The organism is Colwellia sp. C1TZA3, assembly GCF_007954265.1.
Lineage (GTDB): Bacteria > Pseudomonadota > Gammaproteobacteria > Enterobacterales > Alteromonadaceae > Cognaticolwellia.
Genome location: NZ_VOLS01000011.1, coordinates 48,582 through 63,772, shown reverse-complemented (window position 1 = coordinate 63,772; position 15,191 = coordinate 48,582). Strand labels below are relative to the sequence as shown.

Genomic DNA, 15,191 nt, shown 5'->3' with positions numbered 1-15,191 from the left:
TTATCGTCTTATCGCCGTCACATAATGCCAAGTTGATTAATTGCATGATTATTTTTAATGGTTAAAATGAATAACTACAGCGTTATGAAATTTATAAGGTGAATAACTACTGACTAAATTTTATGCCTTGTATTTATCCCTTTTTCCTCATGAAAAAGGTGGTCACTTAATTAATCAAATTGGTATAACACAATATTCTTTATATAAAAAAACCCCGCAGTTGCGAGGTTTTTATTATTTAGTGAGCTAATTTACTAGTTCAGTATCTGTTTTTTCTCTTACAACGTCCTTGTCGTCGGCTGCTGAGCCGCTGCTCAGCAATGCTGATATGGCTAATACTAATACCGCTAATATTACCGTAGTCAGCTTAATTCCACGTGACGACGAGCTGTTCATTAATTAATCCTATGTCAGGTTGTATGTCTTCTTATGTTAGGTTGCATACCTTTATTAAGTTTTTATTTTTATTTTTACATACAACTATTTAACACTATAGGATCTTAATTTTAATTTCAAGATCTTACTTGCTCAATTCAACTTTTATTGTAGATTTAATCACCAAATATATACTGCAGATTTATTACTCATACTTATAGCTCAGATTAAACTCGTAATAAGGGTAAATACCATGGCAGTTAAAACAGCTAATTAAGCCTTAAGGTATATAAATATAGCTAAGTTGAAAATAATCATAGAAAAATGCTAATAACATTTGCAGTTAAGGGGTAGTCTAGGCGAAAATAAGCACAATTTATATCCCATCAAATCTTACAATAACTGGAGCAAATATGCCGTCGCGTCAACAACTAGCCAATGCAATTCGAGTTTTAAGCATGGATGCCGTGCAAAAAGCTAAATCAGGACACCCTGGAGCCCCAATGGGCATGGCAGATATCGCTGAAGTTTTATGGCGTGACTTTCTAAAGCATAACCCAACTGATCCACAGTGGGCTGATCGTGACCGCTTTGTTTTGTCTAACGGCCACGGTTCAATGTTGATTTATTCGCTATTACACCTAACCGGTTATGACTTGCCGATGAGTGAATTGAAAAACTTCCGCCAACTACACTCTAAAACACCAGGTCACCCTGAATACGGTTACACACCCGGCGTAGAAACTACTACAGGCCCTTTGGGTGCTGGTCTATCTAATGCCGTAGGTATGGCAATAGCTGAAAAAACATTGGCGGCACAGTTTAACCGTGAAGGTCATCAGATTGTCGATCACAACACCTATGTATTTTTAGGTGATGGTTGTTTAATGGAAGGACTTTCGCATGAAGTTTGTTCATTAGCCGGTACCTTAGGCTTAGGCAAATTAGTCGCCTTTTGGGATGATAACGGTATTTCAATTGACGGTCATGTTGAAGGTTGGTTTACTGACGATACCCCAGCACGATTTGAAGCTTACGGTTGGCATGTGATCAGCGATGTTGATGGCCATGATAGCGCAGCTATTACTGCTGCCATTGCCGCAGCAAAAGCAGTAACTGATAAACCTACCATGATTTGTTGTAAAACCGTGATTGGCTTTGGCTCACCAAATAAATCAGGCACGCACGATTGTCATGGCGCTCCATTAGGCGACGACGAAATTGCGGCAACACGTGAGTTTCTTAACTGGCCACATGCGCCATTTGAAATTCCTAGCGATATTTATGCCGAGTGGGATCAAAAAAACAAAGGCTGTGCAGAGCAAGCCAATTGGAATGATAAGTTTGCCGCTTACCAAGCTGCTCACCCAGCCTTAGCAGCAGAATATGAACGTCGTGTCATTAAAGGTGATTTGCCAGCTGAATTTGAAGAAAAAGCCAATGCCTACATTTTAGCTTGTCAGGAAAAAGCTGAGAATGTTGCTTCGCGCAAAGCATCGCAAAATACTATTGAAGTATATGGTGCTATGTTACCTGAATTATTGGGCGGCTCAGCCGATTTAGCCGGCTCAAACTTAACCCTTTGGTCTGGTTCAAAAGGTATTCAAGATGATGCGGCAGGTAACTACATTTACTACGGTGTCCGTGAATTTGGTATGAGCGGTATCATGAACGGTGTTTCATTGCATGGCGGTTTTATAAACTACGGTGCAACTTTCATGATGTTTATGGAGTATGCACGTAACGCGGTACGCATGTCTGCACTGATGGGCATTCAAAATATTTTTGTCTATACCCATGATTCAATTGGTCAAGGTGAAGATGGTCCAACACATCAGCCTATTGAGCAGTTAACTAACTTACGAACCACACCTAACATGGTGACATGGCGTCCAGCCGATGCAACAGAATCAGCCGTGGCATGGAAAAACGCCGTTGAACGCCAGAATGCGCCAACGTCATTAGTTTTTTCTCGCCAAGGTTTACCTGCATTAAGTCGTACCAGTGCGCAAGTCGCTAATATTGCTAAAGGTGGCTACATCTTAAAAGATAGTGTTGGCACACCGGAGGTTATTTTAATTGCTACCGGCTCTGAAATGTCATTAGCATTAAAAGCGGCAGAGAGCTTAGGTGACCATGTTCGTGTGGTTTCTATGCCATCAACCAATATTTTTGATGCCCAAGATAATGACTACAAAGCATCAGTATTACCACCAGCAGTGACTAAACGTGTTGCTATTGAAGCCGCACATACTGACTTTTGGTATAAATACGTCGGTTTAAGTGGCAAAGTTGTTGGCATGACCACCTTTGGTGAGTCAGCACCTGGCAATGTCTTACTTGAATACTTTGGTTTTACTGTAGAAAACCTAGTTAAAACCGTAAACAGCCTAAACTAATCACCTTTTTTGCTACAGCAAAATGGTCATTATAGCCAGTTAGCACATGCCTAACTGGCTATCCTTTTCATCTAGTTCGTTATCAATAAGAGCCTAAAACATGTCAATTAATATCGCTATCAATGGCTTTGGACGAATCGGCAGAAATGTTGTACGTGCGCTATATGAAAACGGCAGCACCAACGAATTTAACTTAGTCGCTATTAATGAACTTGCCGAGCCTGAAGGCATAGCTCACCTATTAAAATACGATTCAACTCATGGCCGTTTTTCATTTTCAGTACAACAAAGTGCTGGAAAATTATTTATTGCTGGTGACGAAATTGCCTTAAGCCATGAAGCTGAGTTAAGTAATCTGCCATGGCAACAGCACAATATCGACATTGTTATTGATTGTACCGGTAAGTTTGGCAGCCAAGCTGATGGCCAATTACATATTCAGCAAGGCGCAAAAAAGGTCTTGTTTTCACATCCTGGCGCGCAAGATTTAGACGCGACCATTATTTATGGTATTAACCATGAACAACTCACCGCTACTGAAAAGGTGGTGTCAAACGGCTCTTGCACCACCAATTGTGTGGTCCCTGTTATTCAGGTGTTAGATAAAGCCTTTGGTGTTGAAAGTGGTGCTATTACTACCATTCACTCTTCGATGCATGATCAACAAGTGATTGACGCTTATCATCCTGATTTGCGCCGTGCTCGTGCCGCTAGCCAATCAATAATACCGGTTGATACTAAACTTGCCGCAGGTATTGAACGCATATTGCCCAAATTTGCTGGCCGCTTTGAAGCAATAGCTGTGCGAGTACCCACTATCAATGTAACCGCGATGGATTTAAGCTTAAACTTATCAAGCGATGCTACTATTGCACAAATTAATCAAGCGATTGTTGACGCGCAAAACAATGGTTTAGCCGGAATTTTAGGTTATACCACTGAACCCTTAGTTTCTATCGACTTTAATCATGACCCACACTCAAGCATTGTTGATGGCAATCAAACACGGGTGAGTCACAAACGTTTAGTTAAATTACTTATTTGGTGTGATAACGAATGGGGTTTTGCTAATCGTTTACTAGACACCGCTTCTGCTATGGCGAAAGTGGGTTAATTGAGCATCAATGTCGATAACAAATACAATAACTTAAAATTTACTTAACCGTTAAACCTCTACCAACAGGGAATAAACATGTCAGTGATCAAAATGACCGACTTAGCCTTAAACAACCAACGTGTGCTCATTCGTGAAGACTTAAATGTACCCGTTAAAGACGGCAAAATCACCTCTGATGCGCGCTTAAGAGCAGCCTTACCGACACTAAGATTAGCCTTAGAAGCGGGTGCAAAAGTGATGGTTATGTCGCACTTAGGTCGTCCAATTGAAGGCGAATATGATGCCGAGTTTTCTTTACAGCCCGTGGCTGATTATCTTAGTGCTGCACTAAACGTACCGGTACGTTTAGTGACCGATTACCTTGATGGTGTCGAGGTTAATATTGGCGAATTAGTGATATTTGAAAACATTCGCTTTAATCTTGGTGAAAAAAGCAATGATGACGCCTTATCGAAAAAATTAGCTGCGCTATGTGACATTTTTGTTATGGACGCCTTTGGCACAGCGCATCGCGCACAGGCCAGTACACATGGCGTGGCAAAATATGCCCCTACTGCCTGTGCCGGTCCACTATTAGCCGGTGAATTAACTGCCTTATCACAAGCACTTGATAACCCAGCCCGGCCATTAGTGGCGATAGTCGGTGGCTCAAAAGTGTCAACTAAACTAACCGTACTAGATTCGTTAGCAAGCATCGTTGACCAACTAGTTGTTGGCGGCGGTATTGCCAATACCTTTATTGCCTCACAAGGCCATAATGTCGGTAAATCGTTATTTGAAGCCGACTTGGTCGATGAAGCAAAACGCTTAACTCAACAAGCCAGCGACAATAATGGCTCAATTCCAGTACCCACCGATGTGGTGGTTGGTGAAGCGTTTTCTGAACAGGCTGTCGCAACACTTAAAAATGTCAGCGACGTAGCCGATGGCGATATGATTTTTGATATTGGCCCAGAAAGCGCTAAAGCCTTGGCAGATATTATCGCTAATGCCGGTACAGTGGTATGGAATGGCCCCGTTGGCGTCTTTGAATTCGACCAATTTGGTAAAGGTACTGAAGTTATCGCCCACGCTATTGCTAATAGTAAGGCATTTTCTATCGCCGGTGGTGGCGACACCTTAGCCGCGGTTGATAAATATGGTATTGCCGATAAAATATCTTATATTTCAACCGGTGGTGGTGCCTTTCTTGAGTTTTTAGAAGGTAAAAAATTGCCTGCAGTAGAAATTTTAGAAGCGCGCGCTAAGCTGTAAACTAGCTCGACAAATAAATCTATTATACTAAAAAGCTGACCATACTTAACTGTGTTGTCAGCTTTTTTTTAATAAAAATTTCATTAAATTATTTATTTTCAGTGACTAATACCAAGTTGATTAATTACCTGCTCATTTTTAATGGTTAAAATGAATAACTACTGCGTTATAAAATTTATAAGTAGAATAACTACTGACTAAATTTTATGCCTTGTATTTGTCCATTTTTCCTCATGAAAAAGTAGATCACTTAATTAATCAAATTGGTATAATACCAGTTCCATTAAGTTTGTGAGCTTGTTGTACGCAGGAAAAATAACTCAAGGTAAGGCGCTCGATTGAGCAATAGCTGGCTATTGGGATTGAGAGCAACACAGCCTTGAGCTATTTTAACTAGTACAAGTGAGCAATAACTTAATGGGATTGGTATAACATCTAGCGTAAAAATATTATTCATTTCTCTGCCCATTTAGTAGTAAAGTTACACCAATATTACAGTTTCCCATGCAAAAATCGGCTTAAATCACCACTACTTACGTAATTAAAATACAGAAACTGTAAATTTAAAAAAAAGTCTCTTTTAAGAGATATTGATCGGTTTTTTCTAGTGCAAATTACTAAATCCATCTGATATACTTACGGTACGAAAGTCCTAAGTTTCACACTGAAACTTTTAAAAAATCAATTTTATCACTATTTACAACCACAGGAGTTAGTTCATGGCTTTAGTTTCTATGCGCCAAATGTTAGATCATGCGGCCGAAAACGGTTACGGTATCCCAGCCTTTAACGTTAACAATTTAGAACAAGTTAGAGCTATCATGCTTGCCGCTAACGACACCAATAGTCCAGTAATTTTGCAGGGTTCAGCAGGCGCTAGAGCGTATGCGGGCGCACCATTTTTACGGCACTTAATTTTAGCTGCAATTGAAGAGTTTCCTCATATACCTGTGGTAATGCACCAAGATCACGGCACCTCACCGGGTGTTTGCCAACGCTCAATTCAATTAGGTTTTTCATCGGTGATGATGGATGGTTCATTAATGTCTGACGGTAAAACGCCTTCAAGCTATGAATACAATGTTGACGTTACCCGCCGTACTGTTGAAATGGCGCACGCCTGTGGTGTTTCAGTTGAAGGTGAATTAGGCTGTTTAGGTTCGCTTGAAACCGGTGAAGCGGGTGAAGAAGATGGCATTGGCGCGGTCGGTAAATTGACCATGGAGCAAATGCTAACAGATCCTGAAGAAGCGGCTGACTTTGTACAAAAAACACAAGTTGACGCTTTAGCTATTGCTTGTGGTACTTCTCACGGTGCTTATAAATTTACCCGCCCACCGACTGGTGATATATTAGCTATTGATCGTATTAAAGCCATTCATAACCGTATTCCTAATACCCATTTAGTCATGCACGGCTCTTCTTCAGTACCACAAGACTGGCTAGCTATTATTAATAAGTTTGGCGGCGAGATACCAGAAACTTACGGTGTGCCAGTTGAGCAAATTCAAGAAGGCATTAAAAATGGTGTGCGCAAGATCAACATCGATACTGATTTACGTTTAGCGTCTACCGGGGCTGTTCGTCGTTTCTTAGCCGAGAACCCAAGCGAATTTGACCCACGTAAATTCTTAAAAGCATCAACACAAGCTATGTACGATATTTGTAAAGCGCGTTACGAAGCCTTTGGCTGCGTTGGCCATGCAGCAACAATTAAGCCTATTTCGCTAGATAATATGTTTATGCAATATTCTACTGGTAAATTGGATGCTTTAATTAAGTAAATAGTTAAGTAAAAAATTAAATAAGCTATATCAGCAGCTTGCTATAGCACTTAACTAAATAGCGGCAGTCAATTAGTCACATTTATCTTAATAAGCTAGCAAAAAATCCGATGGATATTATTCATCGGATTTTTTTTGTCTATATTTTAACGATTATTTTTACATGTAACCGTACATCGAAAAGTTAATCATTTGAAACATATTATTAATAAATCAGTTAATTCATTAACAATGTGATGATATTTCAATTGATGTTTATTATAATTCGCCCTTTATCACAATACTTAGGACACATAATGGACACAATTGAAAACTGGTTTGTCGATAATCAGCCATTGTTGATTGATTTTGCGGTTAAATTACTCGTTGCGTTAGCAATAGTTGTTGTTGGTAAGTTTATTGCCAAAGTGGTTCGTCAAGGCGTTGTCAAAGTCATGCGCCATAAAGGCATGGATGAAGCGATTATTTCATTCATCAGTAGTTTACTTTATGGCATGTTGTTCTTCATTGTTATTGTTGCCGCCATATCACACTTAGGTTTTAACACCACGTCATTAGTGGCTATTGTTGGTGCCGCCGGTTTAGCGATAGGTCTAGCGCTGCAAGGTTCTTTATCAAACTTTGCTTCGGGCGTATTATTGATTGTTTTTAAACCCTTTAAATCTGGTGATTTTATCGAAGTCGCAGGGGTTTCTGGTATTGTTGAACAAATTTTAATATTTTCCACACAATTAAGAACCGGTGATAATAAAACCGTTATCATTCCAAATGGTGCGATCACTAGCGGCACCATTACCAATTACTCAACCAAAGCAACCAGAAGAATAGATTTGATCATCGGGGTGAGCTATGATGCCGACCTCGCAAAAACCAAAGCACTTTTATTCAAGTTAGTCAGTGCCGATGAGCGAGTATTAAAAGATCAAGCCGTGACAGTAGGTGTATCAGCACTTGCTGATAGCAGCGTTAATTTCGTGGTCAGGCCTTGGGTTAATTCTGCAGATTACTGGCCAACTTACTTCGATTTACTAGAAAAAATTAAAACTGAATTGGACAACGAAGGAATCGAAATCCCATTCCCACAATTATCTATTCATATGAATAAAGAGGAAAAACATGAGTCATAAGTTAATCTCAGCCGCGTTGTGTTGTGTATCACTAGCAACGGTAGCAGAAGAAGCAACCACACTAAAAGTAGAGTCACCTTATACTGCTTCGGCAGAGCTAGGTATGCTCTTTAAAACCGGCGATACTAATAGTGCTGATATTAAATCGGGCTTTGATCTTACTCACGAATTAAATGAATGGAAATCAACAGTGACCTTAGGCTTACTGATCAAGAAAAGTGAGCAGGAAGATGAAAACGGTGAGGAGCATTTTATCACCAGTGATCAAAACTGGACTGCTGTTGGCCAAACAAACTACACACTTGATAAAGCGAGCCCAAACTATATCTATGGTAACGTTTCTTATGAAGATAATCGTTTTAGTAATTTCAAAAGCCAAAGTTCCGTTTCAACCGGTTGGGGTCGTCGTTGGTTCGAATCTGAAAAAGCAACATTAGATGCCGATATTGGCCCAGGTTACAAACGTGATGTTATTCGCAAAACCGATACTCAAGTAGAACAAACTAAATCTGCTTTTATCGTTCAAGCTCAGGCTTTATATAAGCGTCAGATAAATGAACACGTTTTATTTAAGCAACTACTTGTGGCAAAGTACGCGCCAAAAGCAGACGAAAATAGCACTTATAAAGCGAGAACATCAATCACCACAAAGTTACTTGAAACCTTACAGCTTAAGTTTAGCTTTACCTTAGATTACAATACTGATGTGGAAGATGGCAAAGAAAATGTTAATACCGAAACCGCTATGACCTTGGTCTACAGTTTCTAACTATTAAATCCTATTAGTAATAACTTTGTTTTATAAAGCCAGCATGTTCAACATGCTGGCTTTGTTCTTTTTATTTGAAGCTAAGCGTCTTAACACATTACTGATTTTTTAAAACGACTTTACTGACTAGCCTAAAAACTACTGCACTTAACGCTAATGTAGCCACAATGGCTGCACCACTAGGTAGATCAAAACTGGCTGATAAACACAAACCGAATAAATAACCCACTAAACCCACGCCATAAGCCCACACTAATACCCGTTTTGTTTGTAACTTATTAATCGCCAATGCCGGTAGTATTAAGGTGCTAAACACAAGATAAACGCCAACAAGCTCCACCGATAATGTTATCACTAACGCGAATATAAGATAGAAAGCTGCACCATCTAATAGCTTAGGCTTATAAAATATTAACGCCAAAATCGCACTATAGGCCACAGTAGGTAATAACAATTGTTGCCAACTTACCCAAAGGATTTGTCCTGACATTAGCTGTTTAAGCAGTTCAGCGCCATGGGGATCATTAGCTAACAATAGCATAGCGGTTACTGCTGATAAGACGTAAAAACAACCTATCATCGCTTCCAGTTCTTCCGCCATATGCTTAGCTAACCAAGCAATAATACCCGCTCCCGCTAAAGCAAATAGCGCAGGCATCCAAACATATGCATAAGCAAGTTCAGCAATATCATGATCCATACGGACAACAATCGCCCCTAAAGCCGCAATTTGTGCGATGGCCAAATCAATAAAAATAATGCCACGTTTTAAGACTTGCTTACCCAACACCACATGGGTTGAAAGCACTAATATGCCGGCAGCAAAAGCCGGTAATAATATGGTTAGTAATTCATAATCCATCAAAGGTACCTCTAACAACTCATGCTATTGTTGTGCGCTATATGCTTGAGTCAATAAATCTAGCGTATTGTCATATAAGCTAAATAAATCATTACTTTGCTTATTACCCCCAACCGACAGTGGCAGCACGACAACCGGTAAATTAGACTTTTCAGCCAACCAATTTGCGCCACGTTGGTTTTGATAAGAAGCAATAACAATGGCTGCTATATCACCTTGACTAGCGCGTTTTAACAAGCTTGCAAGATGGCTACTGGTGGGCGGCAAACCGGGTTTAGGTTCTAAGTCTGCAACTTGTTCAATATTGGCAAAGTCAAACAAATAACGAAAACTTGAATGATAGGCAATAACTTTCATACCTTGCAAACTACGCGCTTTTGCTTGCCACTTGCTCGTCGCTAATTGCCAACGTGCAGTAAAGTGGCTTAGCCGTTGTTGATACCCAGTACTTTGCTTTTCATCCAGTTGCATTAACTTATCGGTTAACGCTTGAGCAATTATTAGCATACGCTGTGGCGAAAAATGTACATGCGGATTACCTAAGCTATGTACGTCGCCCATGCTACGGTCGACGTTGCTCATTTGATCTAAGGTTTTTACATGCTCTGTTGCAAAAAACAAGCCGTTGTCGGTACTACGCACTTGCGCGTTTGCCGCTTTCATTTGCAACATAGGTAGCCAACCAACTTCTAATTCAGCGCCCGCGCAGATCACCAGATCTGCTTGGCGCATTTTAGCAATTAAACTTGGCCGAGCTTGTACTTGATGTGGGTCTTGCATAGCGGTTGTTGCCGAATATATTCGAGCATCTGGTGCAAGTTCTTTTGCTAAAGCGGCATATTCAGGCTCGCAAGCGAAAATATTCATTTGCGCCAAAGCACCGTGACTTAAGGTCAGTAAAGCACTGCCTAATAGACATTTAAAATTGATGCGCACTGTGAGCCCCCATTGCCATAACATATTGTAAGGTAATAACATTGTCATTATTTGCATTTTCAAAGCCAACATCACTTTGATGACTAAACTCTACTCTAACGGTAGAAAAATGACTATTGTGCCAAGCGACACTGAGCTCAGTTTCCTTCAGTGTTTGTTGCTCAAAGTGTGCTTCATGTTGCAACTGACTATCTAATTTGCCATAACGTAATCCTGCTGACCAATTCGGTGAAAATTGATAAACACCACTGACATACCAAGCTTGATGATAGTCTTTACTATTATCCCCTTCGTCATGGTCTACTGCTTCTGCGTGCATATCATCAAGCTCAGGAACTATAAAATCACTGACTCTAAAATATTCAGCACTGAGGGTTAAATGTTGATATTTATAGTTACCATTAGGTGCCCATTTATAAACAAAATCAGTTATAAAAGTATGCTTACCGGTGTAACTTGCACCATGGCTATGCTCATCTTCGTGAACGTCTTCATGTTCTTCTTCGTGTACGCCTTCATGCTCTTCTTCATGTTCATCGGGTGTTAATTGGCCATTTTCATTACGCAAATAACTCACCCCTAACTGCCATGAACTTTCAATGGAGATATCGCCACCCATTTTAGTGAATGCGGTATAAACCCCAGTGCTGTCAAACTCTCGTTCACCATGTTCATCAGCTGCTCGAAGACTATCACCTGAAAAGGCTTCTACGCCCATGGTCCAATACAAATCCGTGGGTGCAATGTAGCTAAATCTCAGGCCATCATCGAAGTAATGTCCTCCTAAAAACGCTCGATAAGCACTGGGTCTGCTGGTAAAAGAATCAGTATGAAGATGTTGGTTATTTAAATAGCCAACATCTGATAGAAACCGACCTGCACGTACGGTAAAGCCATTAGGTAAGGCCATCGTTTGAATAAAGGCTTCCTCAACATTCACTTCACTTTCACCATTATGTGATTCAAAAACTGTGGTCAGTTTGCCAAAGAACATATCATCAATACTGGCACTAAATGCCAGTTCAGTTTCACCTATGCCAAAACCTTTTGCCCGTTCGGTCATCAGGCGATCTTCGCTTTGATAGTAGCCATCTAAAACCGCACTAACGGTTAGGTTAGAAAGTGTGGGTGTTTGCGCTTGTGAAAGCAGAGGGAAAAAACCAGATATAACTAATGCTGCGCTTAATTTTATTGGCAATTTTGCCGATAAACCGGCAGGTAAAAGTTGAAAATTTTTCATTGTTAAAAATCTCTAAAATAAATTAAATACGAATACAGAAATCGCGTGCTAATTAACAGCAAGCGCTTAGTGAAACTTTAAATTGTTTATAAATACCCCATTGATCATCAATTTCATCAACAGGTATAAAGTGTTTTAGAGTGTTATGGGAGGGGCGCGGCTAAGGTAAGTAACACGATGAGTTAGTGCTACTGTCGGTTGAACAGTAGTGGTTTGTTCAAACTGTTGGCTAATGGAGTTAAGCTTGACGTCTTGCTGCGGTAGTACTTGATCAAATTGATGCTGGTGAAAGCACAAAGTACAGTGCGTTTTAGCACCATCATCGATATGTTCAACACTATGCGCAGCAGCAGCCACAGACAAAAATAACAATATAGCACTAAGCCATATTGCAACAAGTCGCCTGTTAATTACTGAAAAGTACATTTGTGCTACCCAATGAGTGAGTGAATCAAGTTCAACATTAGTGTACGCGACTTACAACTTACCTTGCAAGCCACCTATATGCTATTTAACACAGTTAGCGGTGCTTCTATCGTAAACGTTTTTATAAACCTGAAGATTGTTAGAGCAGTAAAATACCAAAATAACTCATCTTTATTATTTGTTTTGCGCAGAGACCAACTCATAGGCCGCTTGAATATCTTGCGCTTTTTGTTTGGCTATTTCCATCATTTCAGGTGGCAAACCTTTCGCAACTAATTTATCAGGATGATGCTGAGACATCAGTTTACGGTAGGCTTTTTTAACCTCACTTGCTGAGCTTTTATCAGTAACGCCTAGCACCTTATAGGCATTTTCAAGTTGCTTTCCTGATTGCGCAAAATTGTGTTTTGAGCCACTTTGGCCTTGTTGATGAAAATTTGCCCCAGCAATAATCATTTCTAATAATTTATCTAACTCTTGCGCTGAGTAGCCTAAACCATTAGCAATTTGGTGTAATGCATCACGTTCATCTTGCTCTAAACTGCCGTCGGCAAAGGCAACTTGAATTTGAATTTCTAGAAACAATAATAATAAATCTCGGCGATTTCCTACCGCAGACTTTAATTTTTTTAATTGTTCGCTCAGTGGAAAACCGGTGGTTTTACCGTCTCTAAACGCTTCTTGAGCTTGTTGACGTAATGCCCCCTTTAGTCCCAACTTATCCATATAAGCGTTAGCAAAGGCAATTTCATGTGGTGAGACCTGACCATCCGCTTTGGCAACATACCCCATGACCGAAAAGCTGCTATAAAAAAATTCCGCTTGACGCTCGGTATCACTTTTAGCGCTACCTAAAGCACTAAAGTCTAGTCCTATGCCTTTATCAAAACGATGTCCAAGCCATACACCTATTAATGCCCCAATAATACTCTTACTCAGCATAAAACCAAACAAGAAACCTAAAACCTTACCCCAAATTCGCATTATACAACTCGATAATTAATTAACTGAAAACTGTTTTAAATAGTTTTTAAATAGTGTTTAGTCTCGCTAAACGTTCAGGTGTGCCAACATCAGTCCACGTGGTGTCTATTACACTCGCTGATATTTTTTGCTGATCAGCTCCAGCTCTTAACATCGGCGCTAAGGGCTGCACTGCCGGTTGTGCCATTAATGCTTGATACCGGGTTGCACTGTCTTGCTCAAAGAAGCTTTTTCTATAAAGCGCCATGCCGCTAAAGGTATAAGTGACTTCTTGCTTACTTTTGGGATTAGCCAACATGCCTTCAACAAGTACAAAATCGCCTTGGCGGTTGTGCTCTGGATTTTCAACTAACAGCAAGTGTGCGCTACATTCAGCGGATAATGACGGTAATTGTTTAAAATCAAAGTCAGAATAAATATCCGCATTAATCACCATAAATACGTCATCTTCATGCTCAGTTAACATCGGCAGCGCTTTAATAATACCACCGGCAGTTTCCAGCGCTATTAGCTCTTCACTGTAGCTAATATTGGCCGAAAATTGCTTACCACAGCCAAGATAATCAACAATTTTTTGACCCAACCAGGCGTGATTAATAACAATATTTTCAATACCCGCCGCAACTAAATTTTTAATGTGATATTCAATCAATGGTATGCCGTTAACTTGCAGTAAAGGCTTAGGGCAATCATCGGTCAGGGGCCGCATACGTTCACCCCGTCCTGCGGCTAAAATCATGGCTTTCATGAAAATATTCCAAAATTAAATGGTAAATTAAGTGAGTTTATTTACTGCTGGAATTACCCGTTTAGTGACTAATTCGTGCAAAAAGCTGAGTTTATCATATTGTGCGCTAACATCTTGTATATAGGTCAAAGTAAGTGGGATATCCGCTAAATACCCTGATTTTTTGTCTCTGTGATGCAAGCGGGCAAAAATGCCACTGGCTTTTATATGGCGTTGTAGCCCGGTTAAGTCAAACCAATATTGCCACTTTTCTTTGCTTAAGTTTTCATCAGGAAAATGGTCTTGTACTTGTTGACGATAATCTTCCATCAATGGCGTTATTAACTGCTTAGGCCAACGTACGTAACAATCTTTAAGTAAGGACACCAAGTCATAAATAACCGGGCCTTTTACCGCATCTTGAAAATCAATAACGCCAAGTTTATCGTTGGCCAACAACATAATATTTCGACTGTGATAATCACGATGCATAAAAACCTTAGGTTGTTCAATAATGGCAGAAACCAGAACGTCAAAACAGGTGCTTAAAGCTATTTTCTCATCAGTGGTTAAATAAATTTTCAAGTGTTTTTCTAACAACCATTCGTTGAATATCGCCAATTCAGTCAGGATAAACTTTTCATTATAATCAGGTAATCCTGCAACTAATGCGCTGTTACACTTAAGCATCTTGTTCAGTTCAATCAGCGCTTTGGTATAATATTGCGCCATGTTTTCATTTGAGAGTTGATCCGCTAATACCGTATCGCCAAAATCACTCAGACAAAGAAAGCCTGCTTTAAGGTCTGCCGCTATAATGTTGGGTACATTGACACCAAGGTCCTGCAAAATTTTCTGTACATCGACAAACGCTTGGTTATTTGATAATTTTACCGGCGCATCAACCGCTATGTAACATTGTTTCTGATGTTGACTATCACTATAAAAGCGAAAGTAACGTCGAAAGCCTGCATCTCCAGTCAAGGGTAGTAGGCTGATATTTTCTGTCGAAAAGTGGCTTTCTAGCCACTGTGATAGATCTCTAGTGCTTAAGTTATTCAATGAAATATCTCTCTAAAAAATAATAATGCCAATATAACTAATTAGCAGACTAATGAAAATTGCTATATTATTGCTATTAGCGGTAAAATGCCGTTCTAAATCTAGGCTTTGTATTTTTCAAGTTAATTA

15 protein-coding genes are annotated in these 15,191 nt (G+C 39.9%); 6 read left to right on the top strand and 9 right to left on the bottom strand.

Annotation, left to right across the window (positions count from 1 at the left end; translation table 11 throughout):
• Positions 1-246: 246 nt before the first annotated feature.
• The gene (locus ESZ39_RS17730; RefSeq protein ID WP_191321708.1) at positions 247-396 is read right to left on the bottom strand and encodes a hypothetical protein; all 150 of its coding nucleotides are present in this window, start codon (positions 394-396) and stop codon (positions 247-249) included.
• Between the two features lie 392 nt (positions 397-788).
• Between ESZ39_RS17730 and tkt the strand changes: the two genes are divergently transcribed.
• The 3 genes from tkt (at position 789) to ESZ39_RS05300 (ending at position 5,145) form a co-directional block, all read left to right on the top strand.
• Positions 789-2,774, top strand: coding sequence for a transketolase (gene tkt / locus ESZ39_RS05310; RefSeq protein ID WP_146878744.1), 1,986 nt, complete (start codon positions 789-791; stop codon positions 2,772-2,774).
• Positions 2,775-2,874: 100 nt separating this feature from the next.
• Positions 2,875-3,888, top strand: a complete 1,014-nt coding sequence (gene epd, locus ESZ39_RS05305) for an erythrose-4-phosphate dehydrogenase (RefSeq protein WP_146878743.1) — start codon at positions 2,875-2,877, stop codon at positions 3,886-3,888.
• A 78-nt stretch (positions 3,889-3,966) separates the two neighbouring features.
• Entirely contained in the window at positions 3,967-5,145 is a 1,179-nt protein-coding gene (locus tag ESZ39_RS05300) for a phosphoglycerate kinase (RefSeq protein ID WP_146878742.1), read from the top strand.
• A gap of 283 nt (positions 5,146-5,428) precedes the next feature.
• Here ESZ39_RS05300 and ESZ39_RS17725 read toward each other — a convergent pair whose 3' ends face one another.
• Positions 5,429-5,602, bottom strand: a complete 174-nt coding sequence (locus ESZ39_RS17725; RefSeq protein WP_191321707.1) for a hypothetical protein — start codon at positions 5,600-5,602, stop codon at positions 5,429-5,431.
• A gap of 262 nt (positions 5,603-5,864) precedes the next feature.
• Here ESZ39_RS17725 and fba point away from each other — a divergent pair, with 262 nt between their 5' ends.
• From fba to ESZ39_RS05285, 3 genes are all read left to right on the top strand, one after another.
• Positions 5,865-6,929: a class II fructose-bisphosphate aldolase gene (gene fba, locus ESZ39_RS05295; RefSeq protein WP_146878741.1), complete on the top strand. Its 1,065-nt coding sequence runs from the start codon at positions 5,865-5,867 to the stop codon at positions 6,927-6,929.
• 296 nt (positions 6,930-7,225) lie between these two features.
• Positions 7,226-8,056, top strand: a complete 831-nt coding sequence (locus tag ESZ39_RS05290; RefSeq protein WP_223270244.1) for a mechanosensitive ion channel domain-containing protein — start codon at positions 7,226-7,228, stop codon at positions 8,054-8,056.
• Entirely contained in the window at positions 8,046-8,825 is a 780-nt protein-coding gene (locus tag ESZ39_RS05285; RefSeq protein ID WP_146878739.1) for a YdiY family protein, read from the top strand. The genes ESZ39_RS05290 and ESZ39_RS05285 overlap by 11 nt, the downstream gene beginning before the upstream one ends.
• A gap of 97 nt (positions 8,826-8,922) precedes the next feature.
• On the opposite strand, the gene ESZ39_RS05280 is transcribed toward ESZ39_RS05285, so the two are convergent.
• The 7 genes from ESZ39_RS05280 to ESZ39_RS05250 form a co-directional block, all read right to left on the bottom strand.
• Positions 8,923-9,690: a metal ABC transporter permease gene (locus ESZ39_RS05280; RefSeq protein ID WP_146878738.1), complete on the bottom strand. Its 768-nt coding sequence runs from the start codon at positions 9,688-9,690 to the stop codon at positions 8,923-8,925.
• Between the two features lie 21 nt (positions 9,691-9,711).
• Positions 9,712-10,623, bottom strand: coding sequence for a metal ABC transporter solute-binding protein, Zn/Mn family (locus ESZ39_RS05275; RefSeq protein WP_411266855.1), 912 nt, complete (start codon positions 10,621-10,623; stop codon positions 9,712-9,714).
• Complete coding sequence (locus ESZ39_RS05270) at positions 10,607-11,863, bottom strand: hypothetical protein (protein ID WP_223270243.1); 1,257 nt, start codon at positions 11,861-11,863, stop codon at positions 10,607-10,609. The genes ESZ39_RS05275 and ESZ39_RS05270 overlap by 17 nt, the downstream gene beginning before the upstream one ends.
• A gap of 135 nt (positions 11,864-11,998) precedes the next feature.
• On the bottom strand, positions 11,999-12,289 hold the full coding sequence (locus tag ESZ39_RS05265) for a DUF2607 family protein (protein ID WP_146878737.1): 291 nt from the start codon (positions 12,287-12,289) through the stop codon (positions 11,999-12,001).
• Positions 12,290-12,463: 174 nt separating this feature from the next.
• A complete protein-coding gene (gene djlA / locus ESZ39_RS05260) occupies positions 12,464-13,273 on the bottom strand; it encodes a co-chaperone DjlA (RefSeq protein ID WP_146878736.1) in 810 nt (269 codons plus the stop codon).
• Between the two features lie 46 nt (positions 13,274-13,319).
• On the bottom strand, positions 13,320-14,021 hold the full coding sequence (gene murU / locus ESZ39_RS05255) for an N-acetylmuramate alpha-1-phosphate uridylyltransferase MurU (RefSeq protein ID WP_146878735.1): 702 nt from the start codon (positions 14,019-14,021) through the stop codon (positions 13,320-13,322).
• Between the two features lie 27 nt (positions 14,022-14,048).
• Entirely contained in the window at positions 14,049-15,062 is a 1,014-nt protein-coding gene (locus ESZ39_RS05250) for an aminoglycoside phosphotransferase family protein (protein WP_191321706.1), read from the bottom strand.
• Between the last annotated feature and the right edge of the window lie 129 nt (positions 15,063-15,191).

Bases quoted from the DNA above. Each gene is read 5' to 3' on its own strand.
- ESZ39_RS17730 (WP_191321708.1), bottom strand. From the start codon at position 396: ATGAACAGCTCGTCGTCACGTGGAATTAAGCTGACTACGGTAATATTA.
- tkt (WP_146878744.1), top strand. From the start codon at position 789: ATGCCGTCGCGTCAACAACTAGCCAATGCAATTCGAGTTTTAAGCATG.
- epd (WP_146878743.1), top strand. From the start codon at position 2,875: ATGTCAATTAATATCGCTATCAATGGCTTTGGACGAATCGGCAGAAAT.
- ESZ39_RS05300 (WP_146878742.1), top strand. From the start codon at position 3,967: ATGTCAGTGATCAAAATGACCGACTTAGCCTTAAACAACCAACGTGTG.
- ESZ39_RS17725 (WP_191321707.1), bottom strand. From the start codon at position 5,602: ATGAATAATATTTTTACGCTAGATGTTATACCAATCCCATTAAGTTAT.
- fba (WP_146878741.1), top strand. From the start codon at position 5,865: ATGGCTTTAGTTTCTATGCGCCAAATGTTAGATCATGCGGCCGAAAAC.
- ESZ39_RS05290 (WP_223270244.1), top strand. From the start codon at position 7,226: ATGGACACAATTGAAAACTGGTTTGTCGATAATCAGCCATTGTTGATT.
- ESZ39_RS05285 (WP_146878739.1), top strand. From the start codon at position 8,046: ATGAGTCATAAGTTAATCTCAGCCGCGTTGTGTTGTGTATCACTAGCA.
- ESZ39_RS05270 (WP_223270243.1), bottom strand. From the start codon at position 11,863: ATGAAAAATTTTCAACTTTTACCTGCCGGTTTATCGGCAAAATTGCCA.
- ESZ39_RS05265 (WP_146878737.1), bottom strand. From the start codon at position 12,289: ATGTACTTTTCAGTAATTAACAGGCGACTTGTTGCAATATGGCTTAGT.
- djlA (WP_146878736.1), bottom strand. From the start codon at position 13,273: ATGCGAATTTGGGGTAAGGTTTTAGGTTTCTTGTTTGGTTTTATGCTG.
- murU (WP_146878735.1), bottom strand. From the start codon at position 14,021: ATGAAAGCCATGATTTTAGCCGCAGGACGGGGTGAACGTATGCGGCCC.